Below are 15,417 nucleotides of genomic sequence, written 5' to 3' on the forward strand. Positions count from 1 at the left end.
CCTCGCGGACGGCCCTTCCGAAAGCCTTGAAAGGCTTAGGCTTAGTGAGCGGCCGGCGCTTCGGTCTTCTTCTCGACAGTGGTCGTGGTGGTGGTCGTGCCGGCGGCCGGCGCTTCGGCGGCGGTGGTGGCGTCGACGGCCCCAGCCGGAGCGGCGGCGGCGTCGGCGGCGGCCTTGTTGGCGTCGGCGGCGGCGCCGGAGGCGGTCGCGGCGGCGTCGGTGGCGGTGCTGGCCGAGGCGGCGGCGCTTTGAGCCGCGGCGGTCGAGGCGTCGGCGGCCTCTTCCTTCTTGCCGCAGGCGGCGAGCGACAGGGCCGAGACGGCCATGCCGGCGATCAGGATGGTGCGGAGAACCTTGGTGGTCATGGGGCTTCCCTTGCGACTGCTGTGTTCGCTGACGCGGCCTTGGGGCCGCGTCCTGTGATCACAGAACATCAGTTCGAACGCAGGGGCAAGCAGAGAATTCACGGATCCGTGATCGCTGCGTGATCGTCATGTGCGCCCGTTATCAGGCCTCGGCGGGAATGGCCTGCAGCGCGGTCTCCAACTCCAGGAAGCTCGGCTGCGAGGGGGTCGGAACATTACCACGGCCGATCTCGACGCTGATCTGGGCGGCGTTGCCGTGCAGATGGGCCACCAGGACGGCCTGGATGATCTTGTAGAACGAGCCTTCCTCATCGACCACAGCCGTCAGGCGCGTGGCGAACGGGCCGACCATGCCATAGGCCAGGAAGACGCCGAGGAAGGTGCCGACCAGAGCGCCGCCGATCATCGCGCCCAGCACGGCGGGCGGTTCGGTGATCGAGCCCATGGTCTTGATGACGCCCAGCACGGCGGCGACGATGCCCAGGGCGGGCAAGGCGTCGGCCAGGCTTTGCAGGGCGTGGGCCGGGGCCAGGCCCTCGTGGTGATGCTTTTCGAGTTGCTTCTCCATCGCGTCCTCGACCTGGTGGGGATCTTCCAGGTTCATGGTCATCATCCGCAGGGTGTCGCAGATGAAATCGACGGCGAAGTGGTCCTTGGTGATCTTCGGATAGCGCTGGAAGATCGTGCTGTCGCCCGGCTTTTCGATGTGGCTTTCCAAGGCGATGACGCCCTTGGACTTCATGGTCTTGGTCAGCAGGAACAGCAGGCTCAGCAGGTCGCTATAGTCGCTGGTCTTCCACTTGGGGCCTTTGAAGATCTTGCCGAAGCCGCCGCCGGTGGCCTTGATCACCGTCATCGAGTTCGAGATCAGGAACGAGGCGATGCCCGCGCCGAGAATACACATCAGCTCGTGGGGGGCGGCCTCGATGATAACGTCCATCTTGCCGCCAGACATGATGAAGCTGCCGAACACGAGGCCAAACAGCAGGACGATGCCGATGATCTGGAACATGACGAAGAGAGCCCTGGGTAACTTGCGCCCGGATCATCGCCGTCAATGCTTAATCCAAGGTGAGCGTGAGGCGCGCTCCCAGAAGGGCATGTTGCGCCTTTCGCCACACCCGCCTAACAAGTGTTTGACGGCCGATGGAGCCAAAGCCGGTTCAACGGCGTCCTCCCGCGTCGCTTGGGAGGGAGAGCATGACGCAGTCCGGTCCGGACCCGCAGGCGAACGCCAGCCTGGATGAGCGGGCCAAGGGCAGGGCCTTCGCCATCCTGTTCGCCGTGCTGCTGTCCAGCGCCGCCGGCAACACCGCCCTGCAGACCGTGCTGCCGGCCATTGGCCGCGAGGTGGGCATTCCGGACGTGCTGATCAGCTCGATCTTCTCGCTGTCGGCCCTGCTGTGGGGCGTGATGTCGCCGGTCTGGGCGCGAATGTCCGACAAGCGGGGGCGCAAGCCGATGGTCGTGCTGGGCATGGCCGGTTTCGCGATCTCGATGCTGGGCTTTGGCTTCTTCATCTTCATGGGCCTGAAGGGCCTGATGGTCCCGCTGGCGGTGTTCGCGGGCGCGGCCCTGTCGCGGGCGATCTTCGGCCTGGTCGGCTCGGCCTCGAACCCTGCGGCCCAGGCCTATGTCGCCGACCGCACCGCGCCGGCCGACCGCACCAACGCCCTGGCCACCATGGCCTCGGCCAGCGGGCTGGGGACGATCCTCGGCCCGGCCGTGGCGCCGTTCCTGGTCTTTCCGCTGGTGACGCTGGCCGGGCCGATGTTCTCGTTCGCCCTGATCGCGGTGATCGTGCTGGTGCTGGTCGTGCGCGGCCTGCCAGAGAAGCCGGAGGAGATCCCCGACCGGGAAGGCGCCGCCGACCACAAGCCCCGCGCCCGGGTGCGCTGGAACGACCGGCGGATCATGCCCTTCATCATCTTCGGCTTTCTCCTGGCCAGCGCCCAGACCGTGAACCAACAGACCCTGGGCTTCATGGTCATCGACAAGCTGCAGATCTCGCCGGCCAAGGCCGCCGCCTTCGCGGGCGTGGCGATGATGGCCGGCGCGGTGGCCAGCCTGCTCGCCCAATGGGGCCTGATCCGCATGCTGCGGCTGAAGCCTCGCCAACTGCTGTGGGTGGGCGCCGGCTGCGCGGCCGTGGGCAATCTGATCGTCGCCTTCTCGCCCGACTACCATACCCTCGTGGTGGCTTTCGCGCTGTGCAGCCTGGGCTATGGCTTCGCGCGGCCGGGCTTCACCGCCGGCGCCTCGCTGTCGGTGGGGCACGAGGAGCAGGGGGCGGTGGCCGGGGCCATCAGCGCCATCAACGGGGCTTCGGTGATCATCGCCCCGGTGCTGGGCGTGGCGCTCTACAAGTGGGCCCATCCGTCGCCCTACCTGCTGAACCTGGCGATCCTGTCGGGCCTGGTCGCCTACGCCCTGATCGACCCGATCATGCGCAAGGTCGGCGACGCCGAGCAGGCCCAGGAGCGCCGCGACGAAAGTCAGGTCATCGACGCCAGCTCGATCGACGCGACGGGGCCGCACTAAGGCCTACGCCGCGCTCGCTTCGAGCGTGAAGTCAACGTGAACCGCGTCATAGGGAAAGATCACGCCGCCGCCGGCAGCGCTCTCTATGACGCCCACTGCGATCAAGGCCCGCACGTCGCCATGTACCGCCTTGACGTCGCGCCCGACGCGGCGAGCGACCTCGCGGATCGATAGAGCGCCCTGAGCCCTCATGGCTCGCAGGATCTCCCAGCGTTTTCGGGTCAAGGTGCTCCAAAGAAGGTCGGTTGAGGCGAACGAAATTCGCGCGCCTTGGGGCTTGCCCTCGAACGCCCCCAGGGCGCGTCGGTTGACGTCTTCGCGCAAGCCGATGGAAAGGGTCACGGTGTTCATTGGGGCCTCCACGCATCGACCGCGTTCCAGAAGTCAGCCAGAAGGTGCTCTGAAGACCTGAAGGCGTAGACCTGTTCACGCTCTCTTTCGTGCTTGTGATCGCCCTTGCCGGCCTCGTTGTCATAGCGAAGCGCGCAGACGCCACTGACCACGTAGACCAGCGCGTGTTGGAAATCGTGCATCGACCCAAGCACCGGTCGGCTTACACGTTAAATCCGCATCTCCACAAAAGCGGCGCCAGCAAGCAGGTGACGTTCGCGAAGGAGCAACTCCGCCTTCATGTTGGACTTTATGCCAACAGTTCGGCCTGTTGTCGATTACTCCAACGGATGCTTAGCCAATCCCCGCCTGGGCCTTCAGCCGCGCCACCATGTCGGACGACAGATAGCCGTCGGCCGGCAGGCGGCGGTCCTGTTGCCAGGCGCGCAGGGCCTTGCGGGTGCCGGCCCCGATCACGCCATCGGCTGGGCCGGGGTCGAAGCCCAGGCGGGAGAGGGCGATCTGGGCGGCCATCCGGTCGGCCAGCGAGAGCGGCGTCTCGACCGGCCAGGATGCAACCAGCGGCCCGCCGCCGGCGAAGCGGTCGGCCAGCAGGCCGATCCCCAGGGCGTAGGACGTCGAGTTGTTGTAGGTGCGGATCGCGAAATGGTTGGGCAGGGCCAGGAAGGCCGGACCCGCTGCCCCGGCCGGCAGGATCAGGCCGGCGGGCGAGGCGGCGTCGGCGGCCGTCCAGGGCAGGCCATCGGCACCCCGCACGCCCAGCGCTTCCCACCAGGACGGGATCTCGCGCGGCCCCTCGGCCAAGCCGTAATCGAAGCCGGCCGGCAGGACCACTTCCTTGGCCCAGCCGACGCCGGGCTTCCAGCCGCCCTTCTTCAGCAGGTTGGCGGCCGAGGCCAGGCTGTCGCTGTCGCTGCCCCAGATGTCGCGATGACCGTCACCGTCGTTGTCGACGGCGGTGGTCAGGTAGTTGGACGGCAGGAACTGGGTCTGGCCCATGGCCCCGGCCCACGAGCCGCGCAGCTGGGCGCGGGTGGCCTCGCCTGAATCGATGATCTTCAGGGCGGCGATCAACTCGCCCTCGGCCCAGGTCCGGCGGCGGCCGTCGGCGGCCAGGCTGGCCATCGAGCGCACGACGTCGAAACTGCCCTGCAGCTTGCCAAACGCCGATTCCATGGCCCAGACGGCCAGCAGGATGTCGCGCGGCACGCCGTAGCGGCTCTCCACGCCCGGCAGGAAGGTCAGGGTTTCGCGCTTGCCCTGGCCCACGGCCACGCGGTCGTCGCTGATCACGCCCTTGATATAGTCGCCGACCGGCTTGGAGAATTCCGGCTGCCTGCCATCCAGCGACACCACCTTGGGATCGGGCGTCACGCCGTTCAGTTCGCGGTCGAGCAGGGCCTGGCTCAGGCCGGCGGCCAGGGCCCTCTGCTTGAAGGCGGCCAGCCAGGCGTCGAAATTGATGTCGCCGCCCGCCGTCACCGGCTTCGGCGCGGGCGGCATGGGGGCGGGGCCAAGCGGCGTCGGTGCGGCGGTCGAAGGCGACAACGGAGCGTTGGTCGAGGTGTCGGCGCAACCCGCCAACAGCAGAACGAGAAAAACGCGTCTATCCATGACGGCAGGCTAACGGGGTTTGCACCAAGGCCGCAATCACAAGGGCGACAGAGCGGTGAAGGTTGCGGCCTGCCGCGTTCGATCTGCGGCGTTTTCGGCCTGGAACGCCAGGATCGTCCAGGTGACGCCTGCCAGTCGGTTGGCCGGCTGGATGGAGTCCTGCGTCTCGTGGACCAGGATCCGAAGGTCTGCGGCCTGGGCCAAGGCGATGGTCTCGGTGGCCGCAACCGCGAACATCCGGCGACCGGGAGGGACGGGGCCATGGCGCAACGAGAGGATCAGCACGCCGCGCTCCGCCAAGAGGGCCGAGAGGTTCGGCATGGCCCGCCGCCTCTCGTCTTCGTCCAGATGCATCCAGACCGCCGATAGCAGGACGAGGTCGAACGTCTCGCCGCGCGCCAGCACGGCCGACAGATCCGGAAGGCTGTCGTCCAGCCATGTGATGGCGGGATGATCGTGGTGGGCGATCGCGCCGGCCAGCAAGGCCGGCGTCGGTTCCACGGCCAGCACGGTGTGTCCCAGGTTCGCGAAGTCGGCGGCGTCGCGACCGCTTCCAGCCCCGATGTCGAGGATCCTGGCGGGCGGGGCGGGGTGGACGCTGAGCACAGCGGCGTGCTTGTCGGCGAAGGCGACGTTTTCCGACCGTTCGAAGAACGCCGCGACGTCCTGGTCGTAGCCCTGGGTTCCGGCGACCCTGGTCATGTCATCGCGCTTCCTTGAGTGACCTGATACCTATGGCGCGCATTGACTCCGCTGCCTGCGCTGCTTATACGCCTGCCCTCCGAAACACCCCGGATGTTCCTTTCGCCAGCATGGCGGTCGCGAACCTCTCCGCTGAGTATAGAGACGGTCATGAAGGTTCGTAGCTCGCTGAAGTCGCTGAAGTCGCGTCACCGCGATTGCAAGTTGGTCCGCCGCAAGGGCGTGGTCTACATCATCAACAAGACCGATCCGCGCTTCAAAGCCAAGCAGGGCTGATGACGCCCGCACGGCCTCCCAGGGCGCTGCTCTGGGACGTCGGCAACGTCATCGTGCGCTGGGATCCGCGCACGCTCTACGCGAAAATCTTCAAGGAACCGGTTCATCTGGATCGGTTCCTTTCGCATGTCGGGACTATGGACTGGCACGCGGCCACTGATCGCGGCGTCACTTTCGCCGACAACATCGCCGCGCTGAGCGCCGAGCATCCCCACCATGCCGAGCACATCGCCGCCTGGTGGGCCCGTTGGCCCGAAATGTTCTCAGGACCCTTGGCCGAGACCGAGTCGGTGATCGAGGCCCTCGCGGCCCGCGACGTGCCGCAGTTCGCCCTGACCAACATGTCGTCCGAGAGCTGGCCCGGCGTGCAGGCCATGAGCCCGGTCTTCCGCCATTTCCGCGACGCCGTGGTTTCCGCCGAAGAGCGGGTGATCAAGCCCGAGCCGCGGATCTACGAGATCGTGCTGGAGCGCACGGGCCTGGAAGCCGCCGACCTGCTGTTCGTCGATGACAGCGCCGCCAATATCGCGGCGGCGTCGGCGATGGGCTTCCACACCCACCACTTTACCGACCCGGCGGCCCTGCGCCCGGCGATCGAGAAGCACGGCTTGCTCTGAAATCCCTTCTCCCCTTGCGGGAGAAGGTGGCGCGAAGCGCCGGATGAGGGGTTGAAGAACGCGCCCGCCGCGACCAGTTGATCGATTTGGCCGGACGTCGGACGTTTGAGAGACCCTTCATCCGTCGGCCTTCGGCCGCCACCTTCTCCTGCAATGGGAGAAGGAAGACAGGAGCTTCCCATGGACATCGGTTTCATCGGCCTGGGGGCCATGGGTAGGGCCATGGTGGAGAACCTGCTGGAGAAGGGCCACGCCGTAACGGTGTGGAACCGCTCGCCCGGCCCGGCGACGCACTTGGCCGCCTCGGGCGCCAAGGTCGCCGAAACGATCGAGGAGGCGCTGCAGGGCGACATGGTCCTGTCGATGCTGGCTCATGACCAGGCGATCCGTGAGGTGCTGCTGGACGCCCTGCCGCGCGCCAGGCCTGGTTTGACGCACGTCAACCTGGCCACCATCTCCACGGCCTTCGCACGCGAACTGGCCGACCGGCACGCCGCGCTGGGCCTGGGCTACGTGGCCGCCCCGGTGTTTGGCCGCCCGCCGGTGGCGCGGGCCGGCGGGCTGAACGTGCTGGCGGCCGGCGCGCCCGACGCCGTGGCCCACGCCCTGCCGGTGCTGGGAGCCCTGGCGGCCAAGGTCTGGCCGATGGGCGAGGATCCGGTTCGCGCCAACGCCGTCAAGATCGCCGGCAACCTGATGATCGTCGCCGCCGTCGAAGCCATGGGCGAGGCCACCGCCCTGGGCGCGGCGCACGGCGTGCCGGCCGCCGATCTGCTGGAGGTCCTGACCAGCACCCTCTTTGCCGCCCCGATCTACAAGATCTATGGCGGCATGATCGCCGAGGGGCGCTACCACCCACCAGGCTTCGCCGCCGATCTGGCGCTGAAGGACGTGCGCCTGGCCCAGGCCGCGGGCGCGGACAAGGGTCTGTCCCTGCCGCTGGCCGACCTGGTCGAGGGCGGGCTGGAGGCCTTGCTGGCGGGTGGGGGCGAAACCCCCGACCTGGCCGCCTTGGCGGAAGTCTCGCGCGGACGTGTCGAGGGCCGCTGAATCCGCCTTCCACTCGCGGCCCGTTGCCACTAGGTTCCCGGCCTTTCCGCCCTCCGACACATGCGAGACGACCATGGCCGACGACGCCGCCCATTCAGACGTCCTGAACTCCACCGCCCAAGGCCAGCTGAAAAGCATCATCGATCGGATCGAGCGCCTCGAGACCGAGAAGGGCGAGATCGCCGAGCAGATCAAGGAGGTCTATGCCGAGGCCAAGGGCAACGGCTTCGACGTCAAGATCCTGCGCAAGGTGGTCCGCATCCTCAAGCAGGACCGCGCCAAGCGCCAGGAAGAGGATGCGATCCTGGACCTGTACCTGTCAGCCGTCGGCGCGATCTAACGAGCGATCGGGGACCTCGCAATGCGAGCGTCCCCGATCGTAGCCAACCAAGTTGGCCATTTTTCTCCGTGCGTCCGGCCGCCGACGCCCGCTAGTCTGTCGCCATGCGCGCCAGCAAGCCGCCCGATCCCCGAGCCCAGGCCCGCAAGGCGGCGTTGAACGCCCTGAAGCGTGCGCGGCGTGCGGCCGACAAGATGGGAATCGAGCTGTCCGAATGGGAGGGCGAGTTCCTGGGCTCGGTCGCTCAGCGCATCGAGACCTACGGCCGGGCGTTCGGCGATCCCGAGAAGGGCGGCGCCGGCCAGGCCATGTCGGTCAACCAGACCCTCAAGCTCAAGGAAATCGCCGCCAAGGCGAAAGGCGAGCGCAAGCCGATGAAACGCGGCAAGGGTTTTGGCCGCCGACACCAGATCAATGCTTCGAGCAAGGACTAAAGGCGCTCGTCTCAAACGTGAAACGCCTAAGCAAAACCTCAAAATGAGCAAAAGTGGTAATCTTGGTCAACAACCAATGCGGTATCGAAAGTCGTGGTGTCAATCCCCTATAAGCATTGATTTTATTACTTAATAACAATGATCGGCGAACGACGTTAAGTTTCTGGAAAGGAACAGGGCCGAAAATTCGTGGATACTTGAAGGTATATTTCTTAATCATTTTTTACGGCGCAGCTTGTCCGCAAAACGCGGGCAGGCGACGCCCCGCGATAGCGTGACCGCGGGGGAAGTTTCACGCACGACGGACATTTTCCTATGGCGAGCACCTACGAATATCTTTTGAGACGCAAGGCGGATTTGGAGATCCGCATGATCGAGGCGCAGAAGCGGGCTCAAGCCCCTTTCCAGGGCGAGCTGAAGGCCTTGAGCCTGGCGCTCGGGGCGATCGAACAGGCCGGACTGGTGGAAGGGGTGGTAGCCGCCGAAACCGCCAGCTTCGCCGCCGACGCGCCCGTCCGACGCGGCCGCAAGAGCCGCTCGGTTCGCGAGATGGTCCTGTTGGTCCTAGGCAAGGGCCACACGGTGACTCCAGCCGCCGAGATCACCCGGCAGCTGACGCAACGGTGGGGGCGCGTCGTGCCGCTGGCGACGGTGACGGCCGAACTTAAAGGTCTGGAGCTGGAAGGCGCCGCCCGTCGCGCGGGCGACGGCTGGCTAAGGCTGGAGGCGCCTCGCGACGGGACGCCCTCCTTCAATTCCGCGCTGAAAATGGCCTGACGATCAGGCCTTGGACCGCCATCCACCGTGGATCTGACCGCCGCTGGTCACGACGCTTCCCGCATGTCGACGTCGATGCCCTGTTCGCGCACCTTGCGATAGAGGGTCGAGCGACCGATGCCGAGACGGCGGGCCACTTCGCTCATATGGCCGGCATAGACCTCGATGGCGTGCTGGATCAGGTCGCGCTCGATCTCTTCCAGCGTCCGCAGGTGACCGCGGTCGTCGAGGATGCGAACCGGCGAGTCCGGTGTGGGCGTGCGCGCCATGGCGGCGTGGGCGGCCTGCAGCACGGCGGGCAGGTCGGGGGTCGAAGGCGTGGAGGCGACGGCCTCCGGCAGGGGGGGCACGACGCCCGAAATGGCTGGGAAATCATAGGGCTGCAGATAGGGCGCGTCGGCCAGGATGATGGCGCGATAGACCGCGTTCTCTAGCTGGCGGACATTGCCGGGCCAGTCGAAGGCGTTGAGGAAGCCCAGGGTCTCCGGCGCGGCGCCGACCACCCGCTTGCCCTCTTCGATGTTGAAGCGGCGGATGAAGGCCTCGACCAGGGCCGGGATGTCGTCGCGACGTTCGCGCAGGGACGGGGCCTCGATCGGGAAGACGTTCAGGCGGTAATAGAGGTCCTCGCGGAACCGGCCTTGCTGGACGGCGTGGGCCACGTCGCGGTTGGTGGCCGAGACGATGCGCACGTCCACCTTCTGCGAGCGCTTGGAGCCGATCGGGTCGATCTCACCCTCCTGCAGGGCGCGCAGCAGCTTGACCTGCATGTCCAGCGGCAGTTCGCCGACCTCGTCCAGGAACAGGGTGCCGCCGTCGGCCTCCTTGAACTTGCCCAGGTGCTTGTCGGTGGCGCCGGTGAAGCTGCCCTTTTCGTGGCCGAACAGGATCGACTCGACCAGGTTCTCCGGAATGGCGCCGCAGTTGACCGCCACGAACGGCTTGCCGGCCCGCTCGGAGGCGCCGTGCACGGCTCGGGCGATCAGCTCCTTGCCGACCCCGCTCTCGCCGGTGATCAGGATGGGGATCGAGCTCTTGGCGGCCCGCTCGCCCATGCGCTTGACCAGGGTCATGGCCGGCGAGGTTCCGATCAGGTCGGCGAAGGTGGTGCGGTTGCCGGCCCGCTTGGTCAGCCGCTCGACCTCGCCCTTCAGCGAGGTCATCGACAGGGCGTTGCGGATCGAGACGGTGATCCGCTCGGGGCTGGCCGGCTTGATGAAGAAGTCGGTGGCGCCGGCCTGCATGGCCTTGACCACGGTGTCGACGCCGCCGCTCGCCGTCAGCACGATCACCGGCTGGGCAAAGCCGCGCGCCCGCATTTCCTGCAGGGTCTCGTGGCCCGTCATGCCGGGCATGACCAGGTCCAGCAGCACCACATCCACCGGCGCGCCGCTGGCCAGGTGAGCCATGGCCGCGTCGCCGTTCTCGGCGTGCGAGACCGCGAAGCCGTCGCGCTCGAGCACGGCCTGGATCAGCCGACGTTGAGTCGGATCGTCGTCGACGACGAGAACCGTCTTGGTCATTTGAAGACACCCACTGAACCGGCCGCGTCCGACATGGGACAGGGCTCTTGTTGGTTCAGAGTGATACAGGACGGGTGTAAAGACCGGGTTTCGGAGACGTGAGTCAGGGATTAACGGTCGCCCTTAACGCGGGGTAACGAACGGCCGCTTAGACGATGTCAGCCGGCCTTGCCGGGGTTGATCCGGCGGATCTCGCCGCCGCTCTGGCTGACCCGCCGCGCGTCGATGCGGGTCTCGCCCTCGGGGCCGACATGGCAGACGCCGGCGAAGTGGGTTTTGCGGGCGGTCTTCTTCTCGGTGGTGATCGCCTCGAACCGCACGTCCATCGCCCCGTCGGCGCGCTTGGCGTCTGTGTCCATATTGGTGACCTCAAGGCCCGTGAGCGGGCCAATATTGAACTTCTCCTTCAACCGCTCGGTGCAGCTGTGGAAGATGAACACGCTGCGCACCGAGGTCGCGAACCAACCCATGGGTTTGTCCGTCGCCATGGCCGACGGCGCGGCGGCAAGACTCAGCACAATGGCGATAGCGGCGGCGACGCGGAGCATCGAAGGTCCCTCAACGATGGAACAAGGATATTCGGGAGCGGGCTCCGGCGCATTTTAATTCGCGGTAATGGTGGGGGCTAGAGCATTTTTCGAGCGAAGTCGTTCCGGTTCGCGTGAAGAAAAATGCGTCAAAACAGAAGATTAGAGCTCACGGCCTGACGCAGTCAGGTCGGGAAGTGCTCTAGAGGCCCAGTAACGCCGAGAGCTTGCCGCGCACGGCTTCCAAGGTGGCAGGCGCGCAAAAACCGGCAGGCTTGGCGAAGCGCGCGCGCCAATCGACGCAACGCGCCTGATCGACCAGGACCGCGCCCTCGACGGGATCATTGGCCGCCAGCGCGACCTCCAGCGGCCAGCCGCGAGCCCTGCTGGTAATCGGCGCGACCATGGCTCGACCCGTCGCGGCGTTGTAGCCGCTATCCGAAAGGGTCAGGGCCGGTCGGCGTCCTGACTGTTCCGTGGCTTGGGTCGGGGCGAAATCGAGCCAGACGATCTCGCCAGGAACGGGCGACCAGTCGCTCACCAGACTTCACTGCCGCGCGCCGTGTTCTCGAATTCGAGAGGCGGTGGGTCACCTTCGATCTGGGCGACCAAGGCCTTGATGTCCCACTGGCGCGGGCGCAGCGTCAGGGCGCCGTCCTGGATCGTCAGGTCGAGGGGGGAACCGTCGCGCAGGCCGATCGCTTCCACCGCGTCCTTCGGAAGGCGGACGGCGAGACTGTTACCCCACTTGGCAACGGATGCGCGCATGGCTTAATCCCCGGTCTAAGTATCTACAATGTAGAGCAATCGTGTTGAAATTCAATCCATTACGATTGCGTCCGGCCCCTCACGCGCCATATCGGTAGACCATGAACGCCCCCTTCAAGAACGACGCCCTGCCCGAGTGGACTCTCGCCGACCTCTATGCCGGTCGCGATGATCCGCAGATCGAAACCGACCTGGCCGCCGCCAAGGCCGCCAATGACGAACTGACCTCGCTGGAGGGCTTGTTCCTGCAGGCCCGCGGCGAGCCAGAGCGCCTGGGCGTTCTGCTGGATCGCGGGATTAAGCTGTACGAGCAGGCGACCAACGGCCTGTGGAGCGTGGGGGCCTATGCCAGCCTGGCGGCCTCGGTCGCCCGCGACGACCCGGCCTGGGCCAAGTTTGAGGGCGACCTGCGGGCTCGCGCCTCGCAGATCGCCGCCGAGAGCCTGTTCTTCTCGCTGGAGCTGAACCAGCTTGAGGACGGTGAGCTGGAAGCGGCCTTGCAGGCCCATCCCGCCGCCAAGCGGTGGACACCGTGGCTACGCCGCCTGCGCCTGTCGCGGCCCCACGAGCTGTCGCCTGACCTGGAGCGCTACATCGTCGATCGCAGCCCGGCGGTGTCCAACTGGGTGCGGCTCTATGACGAGACCCTGGCCAAGCTGACCGCCAAGGTGGGCGACGAGACCCTCACCCTGCCCGAGGCCCTGAACCGGTTGTCGGACGCCGACAGCCAACGCAGGAAGGCCGCCGCCGACGCCCTGGCTCAGGCGCTGGAAGAGCGTGTCTCGACCCAGGCGCTGGTCATGAACACCCTGGCGTTCGAAAAGCAGGTCGAGGATCGCTGGCGGCATTTCGACAGTCCCGCCCAGTCGCGCCACCTGGCCAACGAGGTCGACGGCGACGCCGTCGACGCCCTGGAAGCCGCCGTGGTCGAGGCTTATCCGCGCTTGTCACACCGCTATTACGCGCTGAAGGCCAAGATCATGGGCCGCGAGACCCTGGACTATTGGGACCGCAACGCGCCCCTGACCGCCGCCACCCCCCGCGCCTATGGCTGGGATGAAGCGCGCGAGATCGTGCTCGACAGCTACCAGGCCCTGGCCCCCAAATTCGCCGACACCGCCCGGACCTTCTTCGCCGAGCCGTGGATCGACGCCCGCCCCCGCGTCGGCAAGCAGTCGGGGGCCTATTCGCACCCGGTCACCGCCGACCGTCACCCCTACGTCTTCATGAACTTCATGGGCGAGCGGCGCGACGTGCTGACCCTGGCCCACGAACTGGGCCACGCCGTGCACCAGACCCTGTGCGCGCCGCTGGGCACCTTGCTGGCTGACACCCCCCTGACCCTGGCCGAGACCGCCTCGATCTTCGGCGAGGGCCTGGTGTTCGACCGGCTGCTGGCCGAGGCCACCCCGGCTGACCGCAAGGGGCTGCTGGCGGGCAAGATCGAGGACGGGCTCAACACCGTGGTCCGCCAGATCGCCTTCCACCGCTTCGAGCGGCGTTTTCACGAAGCCCGCGAAGCGGGCGAGTTGGCTCCAGACCAGATCGGCCAGTTGTGGGTCGAGGTGATGGCCGAGAGCCTGGGCCCGGCCGTGACCCTCAATGCGGGCTATGAGCACTACTGGGCCTATGTCAGCCACTTCGTGCACGCGCCGTTCTATGTCTATGCCTATGCGTTCGGCGACCTGCTGGTGCGCGGCCTGATGGAAAAGCGCCGCGAGAACCCGGCGGCGTTCGCGCCGCTCTACGAGGACCTGCTGGCGGCCGGCGGCACCCGCACCTATGTCCAGGCGCTGGAGCCGTTCGGGCTGAACCCGCGCGACAAGGCCTTCTGGGCGGCGGGCTGCGCGCAGCTGGAGCGGCTGGTGGACGAGTTCGAGGCCTTGGTGTGAGGCGCGGCCCTGCACTCTTAAGTCCTCCCCTTTTGGGGGAGGTGGCGCGAAGCGCCGGAGGGGGGAATAATCCCACGCCGGCCGACTCCCCCCTCCGTCGGCTTCACCGACACCTCCCCCACAGAGGGACGACCTAGAGCATGGCCGATAATCCCAGAGACCCCGAACGTGACCGCCTCGCCGGTCGCCTGACCCGCTTCGCCAAGGTCGGGGCCGGCCTGTCGGGCGCGGCCGTGTCCTACGGCGCCAACAGCCTCTTCGGCGGCGACAGCGCCGACGCCCGCAACGCCAAGGCCCTGAAGGCGGCCTTGGGCGGTCTCAAGGGTCCGCTGATGAAGGCGGCCCAGATGTTCGCCACCGTGCCCGACCTGCTGCCGCCGGAATTCGCCGCCGAGCTGGCCGAGCTGCAGACCAACGCCCCCGCCATGGGCTGGCCGTTCGTCCGCCGCCGGATGGCCGCCGAGCTGGGGCCGGAGTGGGAGGGTCGTTTCCACAGCTTCGAGCACGAGGCCGCCGCCGCCGCGTCCCTGGGCCAGGTGCACCGCGCCGTCGGGCCCGACGGTCGCGCCCTGGCGGTGAAGCTGCAATATCCGGACATGCAGAGCGCGGTCGAGAGCGATCTGGGTCAGCTGCGCGGCCTGTTTGGACTGTTCAAGCGCATGGACGGCTCGATCGACCCGACCGAGATGATCGTCGAGATCGGCGACCGCCTGCGCGAGGAGCTGGACTACGAGCGCGAGGCCAAGCTGATGGCGCTCTATGGCGACTTCTTCTCCGGCCGCGCCGAGATCCTGGTGCCCCAGCCCGTCCTATCGCTGTCGACCAAGCGACTGCTGAGCATGACCTGGATGCAGGGGCAGGGGTTGCTGGCCTTCAAGGACGCGCCTCAGGAGACCCGCGACCGCATCGCCGCCCTGCTGTTCGAGGCCTGGTGGACCCCGATGACCAAGCTGGGGATCATTCATGGCGACCCGCATCTGGGCAACTACACCTTTGGCGGGCCCGAGGGCGGCGATGGCGCGGCGCATCTGAACCTGCTGGACTTTGGCTGTATCCGCATCTTTCCGCCGCGTTTTGTCGCCGGGGTGGTGCGGCTCTATCGCGGCCTGCTGAACGACGACCGCGCCGAGCAGAGGGAGGCCTATCGCAGCTGGGGCTTCGCCAATCTCAATGACGACCTGGTCGATGTGCTGAACGTCTGGGCGCGGTTCATCTACGGCCCCTTGCTGGACGACCGGGTGCGCACCGTCGCCGACGATGTGCCGCCCGGCGAATATGGCCGCCGCGAGGCCTTCAAGGTGCGCCAGGCCCTGAAGGAAAAGGGGCCGATCACCATCCCCCGCGAGTTCGTGTTCATGGACCGCGCCGCCATCGGCCTGGGCGCGGCGTTCTTGCACCTTGGGGCGCGGCATAATTGGAAGGCGCTGTTCGAGGCCTCGTTGGAGGGCTTCTCGGAAGAGGGCCTGGCCCAGCGCCAGGCGGCGGTGTTGAGCGCGGCGGGGGTCACCTAGTCCGCTCATACCGGCGAATGCCGGGATGTGGATTCACACTTGAAGTGCAACAGGGCGTAGACCTCGGCGGGTGTCTGGAAGCCCAGGCACTTTCGAGGCGTGTGGTTGTGGAGCCTGTTGAGCCACAGG

At 67.0% G+C, this 15,417-nt stretch carries 19 protein-coding genes; 9 read left to right on the forward strand and 10 right to left on the reverse strand.

Going from position 1 to position 15,417, the window contains the following annotated elements:
- Positions 1–41: 41 nt before the first annotated feature.
- Entirely contained in the window at positions 42–365 is a 324-nt protein-coding gene (locus ACP7AG_RS19270) for a hypothetical protein (RefSeq protein WP_426032875.1), read from the reverse strand.
- Positions 366–507: 142 nt separating this feature from the next.
- Positions 508–1,377: a flagellar motor stator protein MotA gene (gene motA / locus ACP7AG_RS19275; protein WP_426015137.1), complete on the reverse strand. Its 870-nt coding sequence runs from the start codon at positions 1,375–1,377 to the stop codon at positions 508–510.
- Positions 1,378–1,565: 188 nt separating this feature from the next.
- On the opposite strand from motA, the gene ACP7AG_RS19280 reads away from it, so the two are divergent.
- A complete protein-coding gene (locus tag ACP7AG_RS19280; protein WP_426015136.1) occupies positions 1,566–2,906 on the forward strand; it encodes an MFS transporter in 1,341 nt (446 codons plus the stop codon).
- A gap of 3 nt (positions 2,907–2,909) precedes the next feature.
- On the opposite strand, the gene ACP7AG_RS19285 is transcribed toward ACP7AG_RS19280, so the two are convergent.
- The 4 genes from ACP7AG_RS19285 to ACP7AG_RS19300 form a co-directional block, all read right to left on the reverse strand.
- The gene (locus ACP7AG_RS19285) at positions 2,910–3,257 is read right to left on the reverse strand and encodes a winged helix-turn-helix transcriptional regulator (RefSeq protein WP_426032877.1); all 348 of its coding nucleotides are present in this window, start codon (positions 3,255–3,257) and stop codon (positions 2,910–2,912) included.
- Entirely contained in the window at positions 3,254–3,439 is a 186-nt protein-coding gene (locus ACP7AG_RS19290) for a toxin-antitoxin system TumE family protein (protein ID WP_426032879.1), read from the reverse strand. Before ACP7AG_RS19290 ends, ACP7AG_RS19285 begins: the two co-directional genes overlap by 4 nt.
- Positions 3,440–3,590: 151 nt before the next feature.
- Complete coding sequence (locus ACP7AG_RS19295) at positions 3,591–4,871, reverse strand: lytic murein transglycosylase (RefSeq protein ID WP_426032881.1); 1,281 nt, start codon at positions 4,869–4,871, stop codon at positions 3,591–3,593.
- 36 nt (positions 4,872–4,907) lie between these two features.
- Positions 4,908–5,573, reverse strand: a complete 666-nt coding sequence (locus ACP7AG_RS19300; protein WP_426032883.1) for a class I SAM-dependent methyltransferase — start codon at positions 5,571–5,573, stop codon at positions 4,908–4,910.
- Positions 5,574–5,723: 150 nt separating this feature from the next.
- Here ACP7AG_RS19300 and ykgO point away from each other — a divergent pair, with 150 nt between their 5' ends.
- The 6 genes from ykgO (at position 5,724) to ACP7AG_RS19330 (ending at position 9,067) form a co-directional block, all read left to right on the forward strand.
- Positions 5,724–5,849: a type B 50S ribosomal protein L36 gene (gene ykgO / locus ACP7AG_RS19305; protein ID WP_007663273.1), complete on the forward strand. Its 126-nt coding sequence runs from the start codon at positions 5,724–5,726 to the stop codon at positions 5,847–5,849.
- Positions 5,849–6,466 carry an HAD-IA family hydrolase gene (locus ACP7AG_RS19310; RefSeq protein ID WP_426032885.1) on the forward strand — a complete coding sequence of 206 codons (618 nt, stop codon included), beginning with the start codon at positions 5,849–5,851 and terminating at the stop codon, positions 6,464–6,466. The genes ykgO and ACP7AG_RS19310 overlap by 1 nt, the downstream gene beginning before the upstream one ends.
- 180 nt (positions 6,467–6,646) lie before the next feature.
- The gene (locus ACP7AG_RS19315; RefSeq protein ID WP_426032887.1) at positions 6,647–7,516 is read left to right on the forward strand and encodes an NAD(P)-dependent oxidoreductase; all 870 of its coding nucleotides are present in this window, start codon (positions 6,647–6,649) and stop codon (positions 7,514–7,516) included.
- A 73-nt stretch (positions 7,517–7,589) separates the two neighbouring features.
- Positions 7,590–7,856, forward strand: coding sequence for a DUF2312 domain-containing protein (locus ACP7AG_RS19320; protein ID WP_426015125.1), 267 nt, complete (start codon positions 7,590–7,592; stop codon positions 7,854–7,856).
- Between the two features lie 104 nt (positions 7,857–7,960).
- Positions 7,961–8,290, forward strand: coding sequence for a hypothetical protein (locus ACP7AG_RS19325; protein ID WP_426015123.1), 330 nt, complete (start codon positions 7,961–7,963; stop codon positions 8,288–8,290).
- 369 nt (positions 8,291–8,659) lie between these two features.
- Positions 8,660–9,067, forward strand: a complete 408-nt coding sequence (locus ACP7AG_RS19330) for a hypothetical protein (RefSeq protein ID WP_426032889.1) — start codon at positions 8,660–8,662, stop codon at positions 9,065–9,067.
- A gap of 47 nt (positions 9,068–9,114) precedes the next feature.
- Here the strand turns inward: ACP7AG_RS19330 and ACP7AG_RS19335 are convergent, their stop codons facing one another.
- The 4 genes from ACP7AG_RS19335 to ACP7AG_RS19350 all read right to left on the reverse strand — a co-directional run bounded on the left by ACP7AG_RS19335 (position 9,115) and on the right by ACP7AG_RS19350 (position 11,885).
- Positions 9,115–10,590, reverse strand: a complete 1,476-nt coding sequence (locus ACP7AG_RS19335; RefSeq protein ID WP_426032891.1) for a sigma-54-dependent transcriptional regulator — start codon at positions 10,588–10,590, stop codon at positions 9,115–9,117.
- Positions 10,591–10,748: 158 nt separating this feature from the next.
- A complete protein-coding gene (locus ACP7AG_RS19340; RefSeq protein ID WP_426015118.1) occupies positions 10,749–11,138 on the reverse strand; it encodes a hypothetical protein in 390 nt (129 codons plus the stop codon).
- Positions 11,139–11,319: 181 nt separating this feature from the next.
- Positions 11,320–11,658 (reverse strand): type II toxin-antitoxin system PemK/MazF family toxin, encoded by a 339-nt coding sequence (locus ACP7AG_RS19345; protein ID WP_426015116.1) that lies wholly within the window; start codon positions 11,656–11,658, stop codon positions 11,320–11,322.
- On the reverse strand, positions 11,655–11,885 hold the full coding sequence (locus tag ACP7AG_RS19350) for an AbrB/MazE/SpoVT family DNA-binding domain-containing protein (protein WP_426032893.1): 231 nt from the start codon (positions 11,883–11,885) through the stop codon (positions 11,655–11,657). The genes ACP7AG_RS19345 and ACP7AG_RS19350 overlap by 4 nt, the downstream gene beginning before the upstream one ends.
- Positions 11,886–11,986: 101 nt before the next feature.
- On the opposite strand from ACP7AG_RS19350, the gene ACP7AG_RS19355 reads away from it, so the two are divergent.
- Positions 11,987–13,777, forward strand: coding sequence for a M3 family oligoendopeptidase (locus ACP7AG_RS19355; protein ID WP_426032895.1), 1,791 nt, complete (start codon positions 11,987–11,989; stop codon positions 13,775–13,777).
- Between the two features lie 140 nt (positions 13,778–13,917).
- Positions 13,918–15,288 (forward strand): ABC1 kinase family protein, encoded by a 1,371-nt coding sequence (locus ACP7AG_RS19360; protein ID WP_426015111.1) that lies wholly within the window; start codon positions 13,918–13,920, stop codon positions 15,286–15,288.
- Positions 15,289–15,417 lie beyond the last annotated feature (129 nt).

Source organism: Caulobacter sp. DWP3-1-3b2 (assembly GCF_049896325.1).
In the GTDB taxonomy this organism is placed as follows: Bacteria; Pseudomonadota; Alphaproteobacteria; order Caulobacterales; family Caulobacteraceae; genus Caulobacter.